Here is an 18,175-nt window from a genome sequence, read left to right on the forward strand (position 1 = left end):
CCACAGGGGTTGGCTGCGGTGCAGCGCTAACCCTTGCGCAGGCCCCATCGGTCAAGGACACTTGCGCCCTGCCAACCGGATCAGGAGATCCCCGTGAAACCCGCCTCCCTCATGAACATGTTGCTGCTGGCCGCCGTCTGGGGAGCGAGCTTTCTGTTCATGCGTGTCATCGCCCCTGAACTGGGTGCTTTGCCCACCGCTTTTTTTCGCGTGGCCATTGCGGCCACCGGACTGCTGGTCATGCTGGCGCTGATGCGGGTGAAATGGGCCTTCAATGGCAAGCTCAAGACCTGCCTGCTGCTGGGCATGATCAACTCGGGCATGCCGGCTACCTTGTACGCCGTCGCCGCCCAGGTGCTGCCAGCGGGCTACTCGGCGATCTTCAATGCCACGACCCCGCTCATGGGGGTGCTGATCGGCGGGCTGTTCTTCCATGAACGCCTGACCCCGATCAAGCTGCTGGGCGTGTTCGTCGGCCTGTTTGGCGTAGGCATCCTGACCCGCGCCGGCCCCGTGGCCTTCGACGCGCAATTGGCCATGGGCGCAGGGGCTTGCCTGCTCGCCACCACCTGCTACGGTTTCGCCGGCTTCCTGGCCCGCCGCTGGCTGGACCAGCAAGGCGGGCTCGACCCGCGCTTGTCGGCGCTGGGCAGCATGCTGGGGGCAACGTTACTGCTACTGCCCTTGTTCGCCGCCAGCGTCACCATCGCGCCCCCGGCGAGCTGGGGTGGCTGGGAAGTGTGGGGCTCGTTGCTGGGCCTGGGCCTGGTGTGCACGGCGTTCGCCTACATCCTGTATTTCCGCTTGCTGAGCGATATCGGCCCGGTGAAATCCAGCACCGTGACCTTCATGATTCCGGCGTTCGGGGTGCTGTGGGGGGCGTTGCTGCTGGGTGAGCCACTGTCGTGGGCGCATCTGCAGGGTGGAGCATTGATCGGGGTGGCGTTGTACCTGGTCTTGAGGCCTGCGAAATAAGTACAGGCGCTAGCGCGTCACGGTCCTGACCGCATGCCGCCTCCCGGCCAAGCTTGGGAAGGAAGCCACGTGCAATGTCAGGACCATTGCGGTGCCTGTTCCCGAGCTGGCCGGCGACCCTGCAGCTATTGCCTCAGCCCAGGATCTCCTTGAGCCGGTACCACGCCATGCCCAGCGCCAACAGCGGCGAGCGCAGGGCCTTGCCGCCGGGGAACGTCATGTGCGGCACCTTGCTGAAGACGTCGAACCCATGGCTGTGACCGGCGTGAATGGCCTCGGCCAGCAGTTTCGCCGTCCAGTGGGTGACGTTGACGCCGTGGCCGCTGTAACCCTGAGCGTAATACACGTTGGGATACTGGCTCAGCCGCCCCACCTGGGGGAAACGGTTGGCGGTGATGCCGATCATGCCGCCCCACTGGTAGTCCAGCCGCACGTTGGCCAGTTGCGGGAAAACCTTGAGCATCTTGGGCCGCATGTAGGCGCCAATGTCAGCCGGGTCGCGCCCTGAATAGTGGCAGGCGCCACCGAACAGCAGGCGGTTGTCAGCCGTCAGCCGGTAGTAGTCCAGGCCCACTTTCTGGTCGCACAGCGCCAGGTTCTGGGGAATCAGGCTGGCGGCCAGCTCGGCCCCCAGCGGCTCGGTGGTGATGATGTAGCTGCCCGCGGGCAGTACCTTGCCGCTCAGGCGCGGTTCCAGGTCATCCAGGTGGGCGTTGCAGCCCAGCACCAGGTGGCCGGCCCGCACAGTGCCACCGGCGCAGCGCACCTGCACGGTACTGCCATGGATGATCTCCAGCGCCGGGCTGTTCTCGAAAATGCGCACACCTTGGGCCTGGGCCAGGCGCGCTTCGCCCAGCACCAGGCGCAAGGGGTGCAGGTGCCCCGAACCCATGTCCACCAGACCACCGGCGTACTGATCGCTGTTCACCACTTGCCTGATCTGCGCGGGGCCGACGATGCGGGTTTCGTGGATGTAGCCCATTTCGCCCAACCAGCGCTGCTCCTCGGCAAAGGCCGCGAACTGGGCCGGGGTATTGGCCAGTTCGCAGAAGCCCCAGCGCAGGTCGCAGTCGATGCCATTGGACTCGATGCGTTCGCGCACCAACGCCACCGACTCGATACCCGCCTGCTCCAGGTAGCGCACACCGTCATTGCCCACGTAGCGGGCAAAGCCGTCCACCGCATGGCCAATGCCGCGGATCAGTTGGCCGCCATTGCGACCACTGGCGCCCCAGCCGATTCGCCGCCCTTCCAGCAGCACCACCGACAGGCCACGCGCGGCCAGTTCCAGGGCCGTGTTGACGCCAGTGAAGCCACCGCCGATCACGCACACATCCGCGACCAGGCCTTCCCCCAGGCAGGGGTACTCCAGCATCTGGCCAGCGGTTGCCGCGTAATACGACCGGGCATGTTCTGAATGCATCACCATCACATTTCTCGCTTAACGGTTCGACTTGATGTCCACCCAGTCACGCGTCATCAAACGCATGATGGCCGGTTTCGGGGCGGTGGAAATGTAGAGCTGGTCGAGTACTTCCTGAGACGGGTACACCTCAGGGTTACTCAGCAGGTCCTTGTCCATGTATTGCTTGGCTTCGACGTTCGGGTTGGCATAGCCGACCGTGGCGCTGACCTTGGCGATGACCTGCGGGTCGAGCAGGTTGTTGATGAAGGCGTGCGCCTCTTTCACGTCTGCGGCATCGGCGGGGATGGCCAGCAGGTCGAACCACAGGTTGGCGCCTTCCTTGGGAATGGCATAGGCGATATGGATGCCGTTCTTGGCTTCCTTGGCGCGGTTGGCCGCCTGGAACACGTCACCCGAATAGCCGAAGGCTACGCAGATGTTGCCGTTGGCCAAATCCGACACGTACTTGGACGAGTGGAAGTAGGTCACATACGGGCGCACGGCCTTGAGCTTGGCCTTGGCCTTGGCGTAGTCCTCGGGGTTGGCGCTGTTAGGGTCCAGCCCCATGTATTTCAGGGTGGCTGGCAACACTTCGTCAGCCGAGTCCATGAAAGAAACGCCACATTGGCTGAGTTTCTTCATGTTCTCGGGCTCGAACAGCACGGCCCAGGAATCGATGTGGTCCACACCCAGTACTTGCTTGACCTTGTCCACGTTGTAGCCGATGCCATTGGTGCCCCACAGGTAGGGTACCGAATGGGCGTTGCCGGGGTCGTTCTTCTCCAGCAGCGTCATCAGTTTGGGGTCCAGGTTCTTCCAGTTCGGCAGTTGCGAGCGGTCCAGTTTCAGGAATGCCCCGGCCTTCACCTGACGGCCGAGGAAGTGGTTGGAGGGCACCACCACGTCATAGCCGGTGTGGCCGGCCAGCAGCTTGCCTTCCAGGGTTTCGTTGGAGTCGAAGACGTCGTACACCACCTTGATGCCCGTCTTGGCGGTGAAGTCCGCCAGGGTGGTATCGCCGATGTAATCGGTCCAGTTGTAGACACTGACCGAACCTTCGGCCTGGGCCCCGGTGGCCATGGTCAGCGCAAGGGCTGCGGGTAACAGGGTTTTCAGAACTTGCATTCGACTCACTCCTTGGAAAGGTTGGCGCTGCAAGCTTGAAGCTTGCAGCGTGAAGCTGCCTCAAACACTCAACAGCAGGAACTCGCGCTCCCAGGAACTGATGACCCGCTTGAAATTTTCATGCTCCGCGCGTTTTACCGCCACGTAACCGCGCACAAACTTCTCGCCCAGGTACTGGATGACGGTGTCGCACTCTTCCATATGCGCCAGGGCGTCTTCGATGGTGATCGGCAGGCGCAGGTTGCGGCGCTCATAAGCACGACCTTCCACCGGGGCGCTGGGCTCGATGCCCTCGACCATGCCCAGGTAGCCGCACAACAGGCTCGCGGCGATGGCCAGGTAAGGGTTGGCGTCGGCGCCCGGCAGGCGGTTTTCCACGCGCATGGCTTCGGGGCTGGCATCCGGCACCCGCAGGCCCACCGTACGGTTTTCCTCGCCCCACTCCACGTTCACCGGTGCCGAGGTGTCCGGCAGGAAGCGGCGGAACGAGTTGACGTTGGGGGCGAACATGGGCAGCAGCTTGGGAATGTACTTTTGCAGGCCGCCGATGTGGTGCAGGAACAGCTGGCTCTTGGCGCCGTCGGCGTCAACGAAGATCGGCTTGCCGGTGGCGATGTCGATGACGCTCTGGTGCAGGTGCATGGCACTGCCCGGCTCGTCGCCCACCGGCTTGGCCATGAACGTGGCGGTGACGTTGTGCTTGAGGGCCGCCTCACGCATGGTGCGCTTGAAGATGGTGATCTGGTCGGCCAGGTCCAGGGCATCGCCGTGGCGGAAGTTGATCTCCATCTGCGCCGGGCCGTCTTCGTGGATCAGCGTGTCCAGGTCCAGGCCCTGGGCTTCGCACCAGTCGTAGACGTCTTCGAACAGCGGGTCGAATTCGTTGGCGGCGTCGATGGAGAACGACTGCCGGCCGCTCTCGGCACGGCCCGAACGGCCCAGGGGCGCACGCAGAGGCAGGTCGGGGTCTTCGCAGCGCTGGGTCAGGTAGAACTCCATTTCCGGCGCGACGATGGGCTGCCAGCCTTTGTCGGCGTACAGCTTGAGCACTTTCTTCAGCACGTTGCGCGGCGACAGCTCAACGGGGTTGCCCTGTTTGTCGAAGGTGTCGTGGATGACGATGGCCGTCGGTTCGATGGCCCAGGGGATCACATAGATCGACGAAGGGTCCGGGCGGCAGATCATGTCGATGTCGGCAGGGTCCAGCAGGTCGTAGTAGATGTCATCGTCGACAAAATCCCCGGTTACCGTTTGCAACAGCACACTTTCCGGCAGGCGCATGCCGCGCTCATGCAGGAATTTGTTGGTGGGTGCTATCTTGCCGCGGGCAATGCCGGTCAGGTCGCTGACCACGCATTCAACCTCGGTAATCTTGTGATCTTTCAGCCAACTGGACAGTTGGTCGAAGGGGGCATTCATAAAGACCTCATCTCGATTTTTGTTAGCGCCGATAGTGCCTGGTTTTTGCCTCGAATGAACGAAGCGTGGGGCCGATCTTCCCCTCGGGCGCGTTCCCTTATATCTTGCGCATGCAGCTTATAACCATCTATCCACTTTACGCACGCCTTAATGCACCATCGTGGTGCGACCAGGTCATCGTATGAAAGAGCCCTACCCGCTTACCGTCCAGGCCTACCAGACCGGCAGTTTCACCGAGCAGATCCAGGCCACGCCCGGCTGGGTGCAGGACTATCAGCAGATGTCACCGGGGCATTTCCGCGGGCAGATCCGTTACCTGGACCTGCACGGCGTGGAAATTTACGAAGAAGGCATGAACACCCGGGTAGAGCAGCACTTCAGCGCCCCCCAAGGGTCACTGGCTTTCTGTTTCGACCAGAGTGAGCAGTCGCTTTACCTGCTGAACGGCGAAAGCCGCAATATCTGGATCACCCCGGAGCACTACCGGGAGACCGCCGTGGTGTTCGGCCCCCAATTCGTGCGCGAGCATGGCCTGGAGGTGGCGCGCCTGGAAGGGTTGTTCATGGCGCCGCTGCGCTGCGGGCAGAACCAACTGTTCACGCGCTGGCTGGGCAGCACCCTCACCCGCCTGGCCGACGATGCCGACGGCCCAGACCGCGACAGCCTCACGCGGCAATTGCTGGACGACTGCCTGTTCATCCTCGACAACGCCTCGGTGGGCTTGGATACCGGTGCCTTGCAACGCCGGGGGGCAGAGCGGCGGATCATGAAGCGGGTGTTCGAGTGGGCTGCCGACGTGCCCGATGAAACCCTCAACCTGGTGGAACTGGCGCGGGTCGCCGGCGTGTCGCTGCGCCAGTTGCGGCAAGCCTTCAAGGCCTACACCGGGATGGCGCCGGCCCAATGGCTGCGGCTCAAGCGCCTGAACAACGCCCACCGCGAACTGCTGCGCGCCCAAGGCAACGCCACCACGGTGGCCGAGGTGGCGATGCATTGGTCGTTCTGGCACTTGGGGCGGTTTTCCAGCAGCTACCGGGCATTGTTCGATGAACTGCCCAGCGAGACGCTCAGGCGCAGGCGCTGAAACCCGATACCCGCGGGACATGGGTGGGACAAAGCATCCTACCCCGTGTGAAGATAACCGCCCTGCCCCCACCCATGAAAAGGACTGAATGATGCGTAGCAAAGCCGTACTGGGCCACACCGAGACCACCCGTATCCTGGCCGCCGCCCGCGCCGAAGCGCAGCAGAACAACTGGGCGGTGACCATCGCCATCGTCGACGACGGCGGCCATCTGCTGGCCCTGGAGCGCCTGGACGGCGCCGCCGCCAGCACCGCGTACCTGGCGCCGGAAAAAGCCCGCACTTCGGCCATCAGCGGCCGCGAATCGAAATATTACGAAGACCTGGTGAACACCACGGGCCGCACCTCGTTCCTGTCGGTGGACATCATGACCTGCCTGGAAGGCGCGGTACCCATCATCCACGACGGCCAGGTGATTGGCGCGGTTGGCGTTTCAGGGGTGAAGTCGGAGTTCGATGCGCAGATCGCCCGGGCGGGCGTGGCCGTGCTGGGCTAGGAAAGCGAGAGGCCCCGGCCGAGCGGCCGGGGCACGGGGTTCAACCGAACAGCCAGTAACCCAGGGCAGTCAGCAGCACCACCGCCAGCACAGGCCGCAGAACGCGGTAGGCCTTGGGGTTGGCGCGCTTGAATGTCTTCACCTTGCCGGAAATGCCGTCACTGAAACGCTTGCTCCAGGCGTAGGCCTGGTTGATACCGCCCACGCGCTCTTCATCAACGTTCTGCGGTGCCGTGGCACGGCCCAGGAAGGCGCTGACGCTGCGGTTGATGCGGCCCATCAGGCGGTTGCTCAACGGGCGCTCGATGTCGCAGAACAGGATCACGCGGGTGAAGTCGGTCTCGTTCTTGACCCAGTGCACGTAGGTCTCGTCGAACATCACATCTTCGCCGTCGCGCCAGGCGTATTCCTGACCGTCCACGAAGATGCGGCAAGCGTCGGAATTGGGCGTCGACAGGCCCAGGTGGTAGCGCAGCGAACCGGCGAACGGGTCGCGGTGCGGGTTCAGGTGGCTGCCGCCCGGCAGCAGGGCAAACATGGCGCCCTTGACGTTGGGGATGCTGCTCACCAGCTCCACCGTCTTGGGGCACAGGGCCACGGCCGACGGCAATGGCTGGTCGTACCACTTGAGGTAGAAGCGTTTCCAGCCTTTCTTGAAGAACGAACCGAAGCCGGCGTCGTTGTTCTTTTCGGCGGCGCGAATGTAGCCCTCGTCGAACAGGTGCATGGCCTCTTCGCGAATGGTTTCCCAGTTGTTCTTCAACAGGTCCAGTTCGGGAAACTTGCTGCGGTCCAGGTAAGGCTTGGACGGCACGGCGGAAAACAGGTACATCAGCGCGTTGTACGGCGCGAAGAACGCGGAGTGGTTGACGAACTGGCGCAGCACCGGCAGGCGCGCCTTGCCGCGCAGATGCACGTAGAGGATGCTGCAGACGAACAGCATCAGCACAGCAACCTTGACGGCGAGTGAAAGGGTCATGCAACAACTCCTTGAATGGGCAGTCAGCCATGATAAACCCTGGAAGGCTGCCTGGGCAGCCATTCCGGACGACATTCATTATTGCGCGGGCCGCCAGCCTCTTCCTTGAGGCAAGTCAACACTGGTAGCCGTGGCCGTAAGGCCGCGTTGGCGGTACAGGCTTACTGCTGGGTTTCAGCCTCGGTGAACAGGTCGCTGAACAGCATGCTCGAGAGGTAACGCTCACCCGAGTCCGGCAGGATGACGACGATGGTCTTGCCCTGCATTTCCGGCTTCTCGGCCAGGCGCACGGCCGCCGCCATGGCCGCGCCACAGGAAATGCCGCACAGGATGCCTTCTTCCTGCATCAGGCGCAGGGCCATGGCCTTGGCTTCGTCGTCGCTGACCAATTCCACCCGGTCCACCAGCGCCAGGTCAAGGTTCTTGGGCACGAACCCGGCACCAATGCCCTGGATCTTGTGCGGGTTGGGCTTGATCTCTTCTCCCGCCAGGGCCTGGGTGATGACCGGCGAAGTGATGGGCTCCACCGCCACAGAGAGAATGGACTTGCCCTGGGTTTTCTTGATGTAGCGCGACACGCCGGTGATGGTGCCGCCCGTGCCCACGCCGGCCACCAGCACATCGACGGCGCCATCGGTATCGTTCCAGATCTCCGGCCCCGTGGTCTTCTCGTGGATGGCCGGGTTGGCCGGGTTGCTGAACTGCTGGGGCATGAAATAGGTGTCGGGGTTGGCGTTGGCCAGTTCCTCGGCCTTCTCGATGGCGCCTTTCATGCCCTTGGCAGGCTCGGTGAGTACCAACTCGGCGCCCAGGGCTTTCAGCACCTTGCGACGTTCGATGCTCATGGAGGCCGGCATGGTCAGCACCAGCTTGTAGCCACGGGCGGCGGCAACGAAGGCCAGGCCAATGCCAGTGTTACCGGAGGTAGGCTCGATGATGGTCATGCCCGGCTTGAGCTTGCCGCTGCTTTCGGCGTCCCAGATCATGTTGGCGCCGATGCGGCACTTGACCGAATAACCGGGGTTGCGGCCTTCGATCTTGGCCAGCACGGTTACGCCGCGCGGGGCGATGCGGTTGATCTGCACCAGCGGCGTGTTGCCGATGGAATGCGCGTTGTCAGCGAAAATGCGGCTCATGGCAGGAGGTCCTTATGCACCAGCGTAAAAATCCAAGGGTAAGCCTGGTGGCCGGGGGAGTCCAGTCGTGGCGAACGGATGCCGCGCGCACCGGTCAATGTCTTATAACGTTCAGGACACCAGCATCATGAAACGTCGCTACAGTTGGCCCCTGTGGACGGTGGCAGTCATCGTACTGCTGCTGATCGTGCTGCACGTCGCCTTGCCCTACGTGGTGCGCAACTACCTCAACGACAAGCTCGCCGACATGGGCGCCTACCGCGGCCACGTGGCTGACGTGGACCTGGCCCTGTGGCGCGGCGCCTATAAAATCAACGGTTTGGAAATCGTCAAGGTCGACGGCAAGGTGCCGGTGCCTCTGCTGACTGCGCCGTTGATCGACCTGGCGGTGAGCTGGCATTCGCTGTGGTACGACCATGCGGTGGTGGCCAAGGTGGAGTTTGCGAACCCGGAACTGAACTTCGTTGACGGCGGCACCAACAAGCAGGCCTCCCAGACCGGTGCCGGTACCGACTGGCGGGCGCAGTTGAATAAATTGGTGCCGTTCACCCTGGACGAGGTGCGGGTCAACGACGGCACCATCACCTTCCGCAACTTCAATTCCAAGCCGCCGGTGAACCTGTCGGCCAATCATGTCAACGCCAGCCTCTATAACCTCACCAACGTGGAAGACAAGCAGGGCAAGCGCGATGCCCGCTTCGAAGGCCATGCGCAACTGTTCGGCCAGGCCCCGCTGGAGGCGACCGCCACCTTCGACCCCTTCAGCAACTTCGAGGACTTCCAGTTCCGCCTGCGTACCACCGGTGTGCAACTGCGCAAGGTCAACGATTTCTCCAGCGCCTACGGCAAGTTCGACTTCAATGCCGGTACCGGTGACGTGGTGGTGGAGGCCCAGGCCACCAAGGGCCAGCTCACGGGCTACATCAAGCCGTTGCTGCACAACGTCGAGGTGTTCAACTGGCAGCAGGACGTGGAGAACAAGGACAAGGGCTTCTTCCGCTCGGTGTGGGAAGCCATTGTCGGCGGTACCCAGACAGTGCTGAAGAACCACAACAAGAACCAGTTCGCCACCCGCGTGGACCTCAGCGGCAGTGTGCACCGCCAGGACATCAGTGCCCTGGAGGCGTTCTGGGAGATCCTGCGCAACGGCTTCGTGCAGGCCTTCAACGCCAAGTATGAACAGGCGCCGCCCAAGGAAGGTGATTGATAGCGCTGGCGTGTGTTCATTCAGCGACTGAATGACGGCGCTGCGTTCACATTCGACCGAACCCCGCGTTATAGTCGCAGCATGACAAAACGTTCAGACTGAGGGCAAGCAGACATGAAGTTCGAAGGCACCGCGGCATACGTCGCCACAGACGACCTGAAACTGGCGGTGAACGCGGCCATCACCCTGCAACGCCCGCTGCTGGTCAAGGGCGAGCCTGGCACGGGCAAGACCATGCTCGCCGAGCAACTGGCCGAGTCCTTCGGCGCCCGCCTGATCACCTGGCACATCAAGTCCACCACCAAGGCCCACCAAGGGCTGTACGAGTACGACGCGGTCAGCCGCCTGCGTGACTCGCAACTGGGCGTGGACAAGGTCCACGATGTGCGCAACTACCTGAAGAAGGGCAAGCTGTGGGAGGCCTTCGAGTCCGAGGAACGGGTGATTCTGCTGATCGATGAAATCGACAAGGCCGACATCGAGTTCCCCAACGACCTGTTGCAGGAACTCGACAAGATGGAGTTCTACGTCTACGAGATCGACGAGACCATCAAGGCCAAACAGCGCCCGATCATCATCATCACTTCCAACAACGAAAAAGAGCTGCCAGACGCGTTCCTGCGCCGCTGCTTCTTCCATTACATCGCCTTCCCCGACCGCCCTACCCTGCAAAAAATCGTCGATGTGCATTACCCCGACATCAAGAAAGAGCTGGTGAGCGAAGCGCTGGACGTGTTCTTCGACGTGCGCAAAGTGCCCGGCCTGAAGAAAAAGCCCTCTACCTCTGAACTGGTGGACTGGCTGAAACTGCTGATGGCCGACAACATCGGTGAAGCGGTGCTGCGCGAACGCGACCCTACCAAGGCCATCCCGCCGCTGGCCGGTGCCCTGGTGAAAAACGAGCAAGACGTGCAGTTGCTCGAACGCCTGGCGTTCATGAGCCGGCGCGGCAACCGCTGAGGGGCCTGGCATGCTGCTCAACCTCTTCAACGAGATGCGCGCCGCCAAGGTGCCGGTCTCGGTGCGCGAACTGCTGGACTTGATCAACGCCTTGCAGGCGCGGGTCACGTTCGCCGACATGGACGAGTTCTACTACCTGTCCCGCGCCATCCTGGTGAAGGATGAACGGCACTTCGACAAGTTCGACCGTGCCTTCGCCGCCTACTTCAATGGTTTGGAAAAACTCGACGACCACTTGCAGGCGCTGATTCCCGAAGAGTGGCTGCGCAAGGAGTTCGAGCGCTCGCTGACCGACGAGGAGCGCGCGCAGATCCAGTCCCTGGGGGGCCTGGACAAACTCATCGAGGCATTCAAGCAGCGCCTGGAAGAACAGAAGGAACGCCACGCCGGCGGCAACAAATGGATCGGCACGGGCGGCACCAGCCCGTTCGGCTCCGGTGGTTTCAACCCCGAAGGCATCCGCGTGGGCGACGCCGGCAAGCGCCAGGGCAAGGCCGTGAAGGTATGGGACCAGCGCGAGTACAAGAACCTCGACGACCAAGTGGAACTGGGCACGCGCAACATCAAGGTAGCCCTGCGCCGCCTGCGCAAGTTCGCCCGCCAGGGCGCCGCCGAGGAACTGGACATCGACGGCACCATCGACCACACCGCTCGTGATGCCGGCCTGCTGAACATCCAGATGCGCCCCGAGCGGCGCAACACCGTCAAGTTGCTGCTGTTGTTCGACATCGGCGGTTCGATGGACGCCCACGTGAAGATCTGCGAGGAACTGTTCTCGGCCTGCAAGACCGAGTTCAAGCACCTGGAGTACTTCTACTTCCACAACTTCGTGTACGAGTCGGTGTGGAAGAACAACCTGCGCCGCACCTCTGAGCGCACCGCCACCCAGGACCTGCTGCACAAGTACGGGCCAGACTGGAAGGTGATTTTCGTCGGTGACGCGGCCATGGCGCCCTACGAAATCACCCAACCGGGGGGTAGCGTGGAGCACTGGAACGAAGAAGCCGGCTACGTGTGGATGCAGCGGTTCATGGAGAAGTACAAGAAGCTCATCTGGATCAACCCCTACCCCAAGGACACCTGGGGGTACACGGCGTCGACCAACATCGTACGTGAACTGATCGAAGACCAGATGTATCCGCTGACCTTGCGCGGGCTTGAGGAGGGGATGCGGTTCCTGTCCAAGTGAGATCGGCGCGGGCCGCTTCCCGAATGTCGCCCGGCCATTGAGCCGGGCGCAGCCAGGGGGCCTAGCGCCAGTGTTCCGGCACTTCACCCTTGTAGCGACGCACGCCATACAGGGTCCACGCCGGCAACATCACCAGGCACTCCAGCACCAGCGCCAGAATGAACGCCACCGCCACGCCCCAGCCAATTGCCTCGGGCACAAGCAACACCTGGTAGGTATACCCGTTCAGGGTTTCCTGGCTGATCTTCGGATCGGCTGCCGTGATCACGTGCCAGTCGCGCCACCACCACGGCCCCTGCAGCGCCAGCCACTCGGCGTCCAGCGCCTTGTGCCGCTCGATCAGGGTGCCCACACTCTGGCCATCGCTCTGGAACACGGGGTCGCTGCTGTCGTGGTAATGGGCCACCAACGCCTGCAAGTCACCGTTGAAGAACTTGTCAGCAGTGTCCTGGAAGCCGCGTAGGCTTTGCTGCGCTTCCATCAGGTGGGCTTCCACCCGGTGCACGTAATCATTGATCAGGCCGGGCACCTGAACGCCCAGCAACAACCCCACGGCAAACAGCACCAGTCGCAAGTAACTTCGCAGCATCGGGCCTTCCTAGTCAGTGGTGCCCTGCAGCACGCATTCGCCGCGGCGCCACAGCGCCCATTGGCCGGGCTCGTAGCGCTGCCAGGTTTCGTTTTCGGTCAGCGGTTCGGTGGCAATCACCGTGACCACGTCGTTGGGGGTGGTCTCGGCCTGGAAGTCGACGATCACGTCCACGTCCTTGAGCCGGGCCGGGCCGAACGGCGCCCGGCGGGTAATGTGGGCCAGTTTGGTGGAGCAGAAGCAGAACAGCCAGTCGCCGTCACTGAACAGGCAGTTGAAAACACCCTTGGCCCGGTAGTGAGCGCACGCTTCGATGAGGACAGGCAGTATCTGCTCGATTTCCACTGGCTCGGGAAACGCTTCGCGCACGCGGTTGAGCAGGTCGCAGAACGCCGCTTCGCTATCGGTATCACCCACTGGCCGGTAGAACGTGGCAGACGGGTTGAAGTCGGCCAGTTGGCCGTTGTGGGCGAAGCACCAGTTGCGCCCCCACAGTTCACGCACGAACGGGTGGGTATTGGACAGGCACACCTTGCCCACGTTGGCCTGGCGGATATGGCCGATGACCACCTCGCTCTTGATCGGGTAGCGCTGCACCAGCTCGGCCACTTGCGATTCGCTGCTCGCGGCCGGGTCCTGGAACAGGCGCAGGCCGCGCCCCTCGTAGAATGCGATGCCCCAGCCGTCGCGGTGGGGGCCGGTCCGGCCGCCACGCTGCATCAGCCCGGTGAAGCTGAAAACGATGTCGGTCGGCACGTTGGCGCTCATGCCCAGCAGTTCACACATGGCAGCTCCCCGGCGGCGTTACAGGCGCGGCTCGACGCGCATGCGCCCGACAGGGCTGGGCGGTGTCGGCTGGGGCGGCGTGCGGCCGAAACGGTCGGCGCTGCCAAAAGGCTCGTCGGGTTCGTCACGGCGCCGCTGGTCGGCCTCGGCCTTGGCCAGGGCTTCGTCACGGGCGGCCTGTTCGGCACGGCGGGCGCGGCTGCTGCGTTCGATCGGCCAGCGAATCAGGGCGTAGATCACGTACAGCACCAGGGCGACCAGGCTGTACATGGCCAGGTCCGACATGGCGGGCAAGGCATGGCCGGCATCCTTGAACAGGATGTCCAGGGCGGTCATGGCCACCGCGGGGGCGAACATGTCCTTGCCCGGGTCGACGATGGTGGGGGTAAACAGCACCACCGCCATCACCAGGCGCAGCGGCTGGCGCAGCCAGCGCCAGATCCAGGTGGTCAGGCGCAGCCATACCATCAGGCAACCAAAGGCGGCGAAGGCATAGATACCCCAGGCGAGGAAATAGTCGTTCTCGGTCATGGTGTCCGTGGCAAGGCAGGCGAATAGGCGCTTATGATAACGACTTTTCGCCGTGCAGGCGCCCCCTATGCCAAAAGGCCCGCCGGGTGCCGCCAAATCCCCCTTTGCGACTGAACCGCCCATGCCCCCATCAGCCACCGCCCCACGTGCCCCCATCGCCCGCAAGGCCGACGGCACCGACCCCTACGCCTGGCTGCAGGAACGCGACAGCGCCGAGGTGCTTGATTACCTGAAGGCTGAAAACGCTTACCAGGAAGCGCAACTGGCCGACCAGGTCGAACTGCGCGAACAACTGTTCGAGGAGATCAAGGGCCGCATCCGCGAGACCGACCTGTCCCTGGCGTCGCCTTGGGGCCCTTACCTGTACTACACCCGCACCACGGCCGGCGACGAATATGCGCGCCACTACCGCTGCCCCCGTCCAGCCGACGACAGCGCCACGGTCGACGAAGCCCGCGAGGAACTGCTACTGGACCCCAACGCCCTGGCCGCGGGCGGGTTCCTGTCCCTGGGCGCCTTCAACATCAGCCCCGACCACCGGTTGCTGGCCTACAGCCTGGACACCAGCGGTGACGAAATCTACCGCCTGTACGTGAAGGACCTGGCGACCGGCGACGTCACCGAGCTGCCCTTCGATGACTGCGACGGCAGCATGACCTGGGCCAACGACAGCCAGACGCTGTTCTTCGGCGAACTGGACGATACCCACCGCCCCCACAAGCTGTACCGTCACCGCCTGGGCGGCAGCGACGCCACTCTGGTGTTCGAGGAGACCGACGGGCGCTTCTTTCTGCACTGCTACCGCGCCAGCTCCGAACGTCAACTGATCCTGCTGCTCAACAGCAAGACCACCAGCGAAGCCTGGGTGCTGGACGCCACCACCCCGGAACAGGCTTTCCAATGCCTGGCCCCCCGGGTCGAGGATCACGAGTACTACCCCGACCACGGCCAGCTGGACGGCGCCTGGACCTGGTTCATTCGCAGCAACCAGGACGGCATCAACTTCGCGCTGTTCCAGGCCCCGGACGATGGTCAGGCGCCGACGCGCGTGCGCTGGCAGCCGTTGATCGGCCACCGCGACGATGTGATGCTCGAAGGCGTGACCCTGAACGCCCAGGCCTTCACCCTGAGCCTTCGCGAAGGCGGCCTGCCGATCATCGAGGTGCACCCCCAGGGCCTGGCCAGTTATCGCGTGCAGCTGCCGGACGCCGCCTACAGCTTGCACGTCTCCGATAGCCTGGAGTTCGTCAGCACGCGCATTCGCCTGCGCTATGAGGCGCTGAACCGGCCTGCCCAGGTCCGTCAACTGACCCTGGCCGATGGCGAGCAGAAGGTACTGAAGGAAACCCCGGTGCTGGGAGCGTTCAACGCCGACGACTACGTCAGCCAGCGCCTGTGGGCCACGGCGGCCGACGGCACGCGCATCCCCATCAGCCTGGTGGTGAAGCGCAGCGCCCTGGGGCAACCGACGCCGCTGTACCTGTACGGTTACGGCGCCTACGGCGAAAGCCTCGACCCGTGGTTCTCCCACGCCCGCCTGAGCCTGCTGGAACGCGGCATAGCCTTCGCCATCGCCCATGTGCGCGGCGGCGGCGAGCTGGGCGAAGCCTGGTATCGGGCGGGCAAACAAGAGCACAAGGCCAATACCTTCAGCGACTTCATCGCCTGCGCCGAACACTTGATCGCCCAGGGCCTGACCACCAGTCAGCAGCTGGCCATCAGCGGCGGCAGCGCCGGTGGCCTGCTGATCGGCGCGGTGCTCAACCAGCGCCCCGAGCTGTTCAAGGCGGCCATCGCCGAAGTGCCGTTCGTCGACGTGCTCAATACCATGCTCGACCCGGACCTGCCGCTGACCGTCACCGAGTATGACGAGTGGGGCAACCCCGAAGAGCCCGACGTATACGAGCGCATCAAAGGGTACGCGCCCTACGAAAACGTCAGCGCCCAGGCCTACCCTGCCCTCCTGGTGGTGGCCGGTTACAACGACAGCCGCGTGCAGTACTGGGAAGCGGCCAAATGGGTGGCACGCCTTCGCGACACCAAAACCGACAGCAACCTGCTGCTGCTCAAGACTGAACTGGGCGCCGGCCATGGCGGCATGAGCGGCCGCTACCAGGGCCTGCGCGATGTCGCGCTGGAATACGGTTTCGTGTTCAAGGTACTGGGCCTGGCCTGAGGGAACTTCGCGACCACCTGATGTCTGATTGACACTGTTTTTCACACACTTGCCAGTGCCCGCCACCTACACTCAGGGGCGGGACCCGTGCGTATAACAAGACCGTGATGCCATGCCAGATCCGACCTACCTGAATAACGAAATCCGCGACATGCTCATGGACTGCGGGTTGTTCAACCAACTGCTGCCGGCGGACTTCGCTGCCGCTTCCGGCTATTTCATCATCACCAGCATTGCCCAGGGCGAGGAAATCTTCCATGAGGGCGATGCGGGGACATTCATGTGCATCATTCACCGCGGCACCGTGACCGTGCGCAAGACCGGTGCCGACGAGCAGCCGGTGGACGTCGCCAGCCTGCGCAAGGGCCGGGCGTTCGGCGAGATGGCGGTGCTGGACGGCGAACGACGCTCGGCCACCTGCGTGGCGGCCAGTGACTGTCAATTGCTCAACTTGGGCAAGGACTCGTTGGACAAGATGCTCAACGATGCGCCGAAAATCGCCGCGAAGATCATCCGCGCCCTGGCGGTGTCCATGTCCAAGCGCTTGCGCATGGTGGATGGCCAACTGCTCTCCCAGCACCCCTGATCGCCCAGCCTGTCCCGCGCGCAATCCACTCAGCCGGGCGGGGGTTTGTTGGGCGAGGCTTGCAGTTCCGGCAAGGCATCATCCTTGGGCGGCCCCGGTACCTTGATCGGTGGCAGCAACGGCGCGCTCCCCGCCGGCCCGGCCTTGGGCAGGATGGGGCTCGAGACCTGCGGGTAGGGCGTCGGCGTCGGCGTGCCGGGGGCGCCGCTGCTGGGTGTGACCACGTTTGCCTGCACTTCTACCGCCTGCACCGCGCCAATACTCAGCGCAAGGGCGGCAATGCCCGATACAATAAGCGACTTCATCGACGGCTCCGCTGCCGGGTACTTGTTCTGCACCCAAGGCTACTCTTTGCCGCGCCCGCTGTCCCCTCCCTCTGCGAGATCCTCATGAAACGCTTTGTACTGCTGGACACCACGCCCATCCCCGACAACGGCGGTGCCCTGTGCCTGTTCGAATACGGCGAGGATTTCGTCATCAAGATCCAGGGCGGCGACGGCGGCCAACTGATGAACACGCGCATGCACGGCTCCGAGGACGCGCTGGCCGAAATCCCTTGCCGCAAAGTGGCCGGGCGGCCGAATTCACGGGTACTGATCGGCGGCCTGGGCATGGGCTTCACCCTGGCCTCGGCGCTCAAGCACCTGGGCAAGAGCGCCGAAGTGGTGGTGGCCGAACTGGTGCCTGGCGTGGTGCAGTGGAACCACGGGCCGCTCGGGGAGAAGGCCGGCATGCCGGTGCTGGACCCGCGCACCACCATCGTTCAGGAAGACGTGGCCAAGGTGCTGCAAAACGAGCCCCAGGGCTTTGATGCCATCATGCTCGACGTCGATAATGGCCCCGAGGGCCTGACCCAGAAGGCCAACTCCTGGCTCTATTCCAGCGGCGGCCTCGCAGCCTGCGGCCGCGCCTTGCGGCCCAAGGGCATCCTGGCGGTGTGGTCGGCCAGTGCCGACCGCCAGTTCAACGACCGCCTGCGCAAGGCCGGCTTCAAGGCCGAAGAGGTGCAGGTGTATGCCCATGGCAACAAGGGTACGCGGCACACCATCTGGATCTGCGAAAAGCTCAAGGGCTAACCCCTGAACGGCCCTCCTTGCGCTGCACGGCCCGGTTTCGCGCTAGAATGCAGGCTGACCGTCATTACCCCTTTGAGGTGAACCCATGAGTTCGTCCACCCCCCATACCGCCAAGCTCGACCGCATCCTGGCCGAGACCCAGCGCGAGCGCGAAAGCGGCTACCGCGACAAGGCGCTGAAGATGTACCCGCACGTGTGCGGCCGCTGCGCCCGTGAGTTCTCCGGCAAGCGCCTGAGCGAACTGACCGTGCACCACCGCGACCATAACCACGACAACAATCCGCAGGACGGCTCCAATTGGGAGCTGCTGTGCCTGTACTGCCACGACAACGAGCACGCTCGTTACACCGACCAGCAGTACTTCGGCGAAGGTTCCCTGAGCAGCCCGACCATCGCCAAGGCCACCCACAACCCCTTCGCGGCCCTGGCCGGCCTGATGAAAAAGGACTGATCCGG

General features: G+C 63.6%; 19 protein-coding genes. 10 read left to right on the top strand and 9 right to left on the bottom strand.

Translation table 11 applies throughout. From position 1 onward, the window contains the following. Window positions 1–111: 111 nt before the first annotated feature. On the top strand, window positions 112–975 hold the full coding sequence (locus tag HWQ56_RS22885) for a DMT family transporter (RefSeq protein ID WP_425331980.1): 864 nt from the start codon (window positions 112–114) through the stop codon (window positions 973–975). Window positions 976–1,108: 133 nt separating this feature from the next. Here HWQ56_RS22885 and HWQ56_RS22890 read toward each other — a convergent pair whose 3' ends face one another. From HWQ56_RS22890 to HWQ56_RS22900, 3 genes are read right to left on the bottom strand one after another with little or no spacing between them, the layout of a single operon-like run. Beyond that, a complete protein-coding gene (locus HWQ56_RS22890) occupies window positions 1,109–2,398 on the bottom strand; it encodes an NAD(P)/FAD-dependent oxidoreductase (RefSeq protein WP_425331914.1) in 1,290 nt (429 codons plus the stop codon). An 18-nt stretch (window positions 2,399–2,416) separates the two neighbouring features. Beyond that, window positions 2,417–3,505 (bottom strand): polyamine ABC transporter substrate-binding protein, encoded by a 1,089-nt coding sequence (locus tag HWQ56_RS22895; protein ID WP_158152538.1) that lies wholly within the window; start codon window positions 3,503–3,505, stop codon window positions 2,417–2,419. Window positions 3,506–3,565: 60 nt separating this feature from the next. Next, window positions 3,566–4,924, bottom strand: a complete 1,359-nt coding sequence (locus HWQ56_RS22900; RefSeq protein WP_158152537.1) for a glutamine synthetase family protein — start codon at window positions 4,922–4,924, stop codon at window positions 3,566–3,568. Window positions 4,925–5,105: 181 nt separating this feature from the next. Here HWQ56_RS22900 and HWQ56_RS22905 point away from each other — a divergent pair, with 181 nt between their 5' ends. Beyond that, the gene (locus HWQ56_RS22905) at window positions 5,106–6,008 is read left to right on the top strand and encodes a helix-turn-helix domain-containing protein (protein WP_176571861.1); all 903 of its coding nucleotides are present in this window, start codon (window positions 5,106–5,108) and stop codon (window positions 6,006–6,008) included. 91 nt (window positions 6,009–6,099) lie between these two features. Continuing rightward, window positions 6,100–6,504, top strand: coding sequence for a GlcG/HbpS family heme-binding protein (locus HWQ56_RS22910; RefSeq protein WP_176571862.1), 405 nt, complete (start codon window positions 6,100–6,102; stop codon window positions 6,502–6,504). 40 nt (window positions 6,505–6,544) lie between these two features. On the opposite strand, the gene HWQ56_RS22915 is transcribed toward HWQ56_RS22910, so the two are convergent. Then, entirely contained in the window at window positions 6,545–7,483 is a 939-nt protein-coding gene (locus HWQ56_RS22915; protein WP_158152535.1) for an aspartyl/asparaginyl beta-hydroxylase domain-containing protein, read from the bottom strand. A 161-nt stretch (window positions 7,484–7,644) separates the two neighbouring features. After that, window positions 7,645–8,619, bottom strand: coding sequence for a cysteine synthase A (cysK, locus tag HWQ56_RS22920; RefSeq protein ID WP_176571863.1), 975 nt, complete (start codon window positions 8,617–8,619; stop codon window positions 7,645–7,647). A 127-nt stretch (window positions 8,620–8,746) separates the two neighbouring features. Between cysK and HWQ56_RS22925 the strand changes: the two genes are divergently transcribed. The 3 genes from HWQ56_RS22925 (at window position 8,747) to HWQ56_RS22935 (ending at window position 11,975) form a co-directional block, all read left to right on the top strand. Next, on the top strand, window positions 8,747–9,826 hold the full coding sequence (locus tag HWQ56_RS22925; protein WP_158152533.1) for a DUF748 domain-containing protein: 1,080 nt from the start codon (window positions 8,747–8,749) through the stop codon (window positions 9,824–9,826). Between the two features lie 114 nt (window positions 9,827–9,940). Further along, complete coding sequence (locus tag HWQ56_RS22930) at window positions 9,941–10,786, top strand: AAA family ATPase (protein ID WP_158152532.1); 846 nt, start codon at window positions 9,941–9,943, stop codon at window positions 10,784–10,786. Between the two features lie 10 nt (window positions 10,787–10,796). Continuing rightward, window positions 10,797–11,975, top strand: coding sequence for a vWA domain-containing protein (locus tag HWQ56_RS22935; RefSeq protein ID WP_158152531.1), 1,179 nt, complete (start codon window positions 10,797–10,799; stop codon window positions 11,973–11,975). A gap of 61 nt (window positions 11,976–12,036) precedes the next feature. Here HWQ56_RS22935 and HWQ56_RS22940 read toward each other — a convergent pair whose 3' ends face one another. The 3 genes from HWQ56_RS22940 to HWQ56_RS22950 are packed head-to-tail and all read right to left on the bottom strand — an operon-like array spanning window position 12,037 to window position 13,881. Then, complete coding sequence (locus HWQ56_RS22940; protein ID WP_176571864.1) at window positions 12,037–12,564, bottom strand: DUF2937 family protein; 528 nt, start codon at window positions 12,562–12,564, stop codon at window positions 12,037–12,039. Between the two features lie 9 nt (window positions 12,565–12,573). Then, window positions 12,574–13,350 carry a class II glutamine amidotransferase gene (locus HWQ56_RS22945; RefSeq protein ID WP_158152529.1) on the bottom strand — a complete coding sequence of 259 codons (777 nt, stop codon included), beginning with the start codon at window positions 13,348–13,350 and terminating at the stop codon, window positions 12,574–12,576. 18 nt (window positions 13,351–13,368) lie between these two features. Beyond that, window positions 13,369–13,881, bottom strand: coding sequence for an MFS transporter (locus HWQ56_RS22950; RefSeq protein ID WP_158152528.1), 513 nt, complete (start codon window positions 13,879–13,881; stop codon window positions 13,369–13,371). A gap of 121 nt (window positions 13,882–14,002) precedes the next feature. On the opposite strand from HWQ56_RS22950, the gene HWQ56_RS22955 reads away from it, so the two are divergent. Both HWQ56_RS22955 and HWQ56_RS22960 read left to right on the top strand, forming a co-directional pair. Further along, entirely contained in the window at window positions 14,003–16,057 is a 2,055-nt protein-coding gene (locus HWQ56_RS22955; protein ID WP_176571865.1) for a S9 family peptidase, read from the top strand. A gap of 112 nt (window positions 16,058–16,169) precedes the next feature. After that, window positions 16,170–16,643: a cyclic nucleotide-binding domain-containing protein gene (locus HWQ56_RS22960; protein WP_158158554.1), complete on the top strand. Its 474-nt coding sequence runs from the start codon at window positions 16,170–16,172 to the stop codon at window positions 16,641–16,643. A gap of 29 nt (window positions 16,644–16,672) precedes the next feature. Here the strand turns inward: HWQ56_RS22960 and HWQ56_RS22965 are convergent, their stop codons facing one another. Then, window positions 16,673–16,948 (bottom strand): hypothetical protein, encoded by a 276-nt coding sequence (locus tag HWQ56_RS22965; RefSeq protein WP_176571866.1) that lies wholly within the window; start codon window positions 16,946–16,948, stop codon window positions 16,673–16,675. A gap of 84 nt (window positions 16,949–17,032) precedes the next feature. Here HWQ56_RS22965 and HWQ56_RS22970 point away from each other — a divergent pair, with 84 nt between their 5' ends. Both HWQ56_RS22970 and HWQ56_RS22975 read left to right on the top strand, forming a co-directional pair. Continuing rightward, window positions 17,033–17,719 carry a spermidine synthase gene (locus HWQ56_RS22970; RefSeq protein ID WP_176571867.1) on the top strand — a complete coding sequence of 229 codons (687 nt, stop codon included), beginning with the start codon at window positions 17,033–17,035 and terminating at the stop codon, window positions 17,717–17,719. An 85-nt stretch (window positions 17,720–17,804) separates the two neighbouring features. Further along, the gene (locus HWQ56_RS22975; protein WP_158158551.1) at window positions 17,805–18,170 is read left to right on the top strand and encodes a YajD family HNH nuclease; all 366 of its coding nucleotides are present in this window, start codon (window positions 17,805–17,807) and stop codon (window positions 18,168–18,170) included. Window positions 18,171–18,175 lie beyond the last annotated feature (5 nt).

Source organism: Pseudomonas eucalypticola (assembly GCF_013374995.1).
In the GTDB taxonomy this organism is placed as follows: domain Bacteria; phylum Pseudomonadota; class Gammaproteobacteria; order Pseudomonadales; family Pseudomonadaceae; genus Aquipseudomonas; species Aquipseudomonas eucalypticola.

Bases quoted from the DNA above. Each gene is read 5' to 3' on its own strand.
- HWQ56_RS22955 (WP_176571865.1), top strand. From the start codon at position 14,003: ATGCCCCCATCAGCCACCGCCCCACGTGCCCCCATCGCCCGCAAGGCC.
- HWQ56_RS22965 (WP_176571866.1), bottom strand. From the start codon at position 16,948: ATGAAGTCGCTTATTGTATCGGGCATTGCCGCCCTTGCGCTGAGTATT.
- HWQ56_RS22960 (WP_158158554.1), top strand. From the start codon at position 16,170: ATGCCAGATCCGACCTACCTGAATAACGAAATCCGCGACATGCTCATG.
- HWQ56_RS22945 (WP_158152529.1), bottom strand. From the start codon at position 13,350: ATGTGTGAACTGCTGGGCATGAGCGCCAACGTGCCGACCGACATCGTT.
- HWQ56_RS22895 (WP_158152538.1), bottom strand. From the start codon at position 3,505: ATGCAAGTTCTGAAAACCCTGTTACCCGCAGCCCTTGCGCTGACCATG.
- HWQ56_RS22950 (WP_158152528.1), bottom strand. From the start codon at position 13,881: ATGACCGAGAACGACTATTTCCTCGCCTGGGGTATCTATGCCTTCGCC.
- HWQ56_RS22975 (WP_158158551.1), top strand. From the start codon at position 17,805: ATGAGTTCGTCCACCCCCCATACCGCCAAGCTCGACCGCATCCTGGCC.
- HWQ56_RS22890 (WP_425331914.1), bottom strand. From the start codon at position 2,398: ATGCATTCAGAACATGCCCGGTCGTATTACGCGGCAACCGCTGGCCAG.
- HWQ56_RS22970 (WP_176571867.1), top strand. From the start codon at position 17,033: ATGAAACGCTTTGTACTGCTGGACACCACGCCCATCCCCGACAACGGC.
- HWQ56_RS22930 (WP_158152532.1), top strand. From the start codon at position 9,941: ATGAAGTTCGAAGGCACCGCGGCATACGTCGCCACAGACGACCTGAAA.
- HWQ56_RS22915 (WP_158152535.1), bottom strand. From the start codon at position 7,483: ATGACCCTTTCACTCGCCGTCAAGGTTGCTGTGCTGATGCTGTTCGTC.
- cysK (WP_176571863.1), bottom strand. From the start codon at position 8,619: ATGAGCCGCATTTTCGCTGACAACGCGCATTCCATCGGCAACACGCCG.
- HWQ56_RS22925 (WP_158152533.1), top strand. From the start codon at position 8,747: ATGAAACGTCGCTACAGTTGGCCCCTGTGGACGGTGGCAGTCATCGTA.
- HWQ56_RS22940 (WP_176571864.1), bottom strand. From the start codon at position 12,564: ATGCTGCGAAGTTACTTGCGACTGGTGCTGTTTGCCGTGGGGTTGTTG.
- HWQ56_RS22935 (WP_158152531.1), top strand. From the start codon at position 10,797: ATGCTGCTCAACCTCTTCAACGAGATGCGCGCCGCCAAGGTGCCGGTC.
- HWQ56_RS22910 (WP_176571862.1), top strand. From the start codon at position 6,100: ATGCGTAGCAAAGCCGTACTGGGCCACACCGAGACCACCCGTATCCTG.
- HWQ56_RS22885 (WP_425331980.1), top strand. From the start codon at position 112: ATGAACATGTTGCTGCTGGCCGCCGTCTGGGGAGCGAGCTTTCTGTTC.
- HWQ56_RS22900 (WP_158152537.1), bottom strand. From the start codon at position 4,924: ATGAATGCCCCCTTCGACCAACTGTCCAGTTGGCTGAAAGATCACAAG.
- HWQ56_RS22905 (WP_176571861.1), top strand. From the start codon at position 5,106: ATGAAAGAGCCCTACCCGCTTACCGTCCAGGCCTACCAGACCGGCAGT.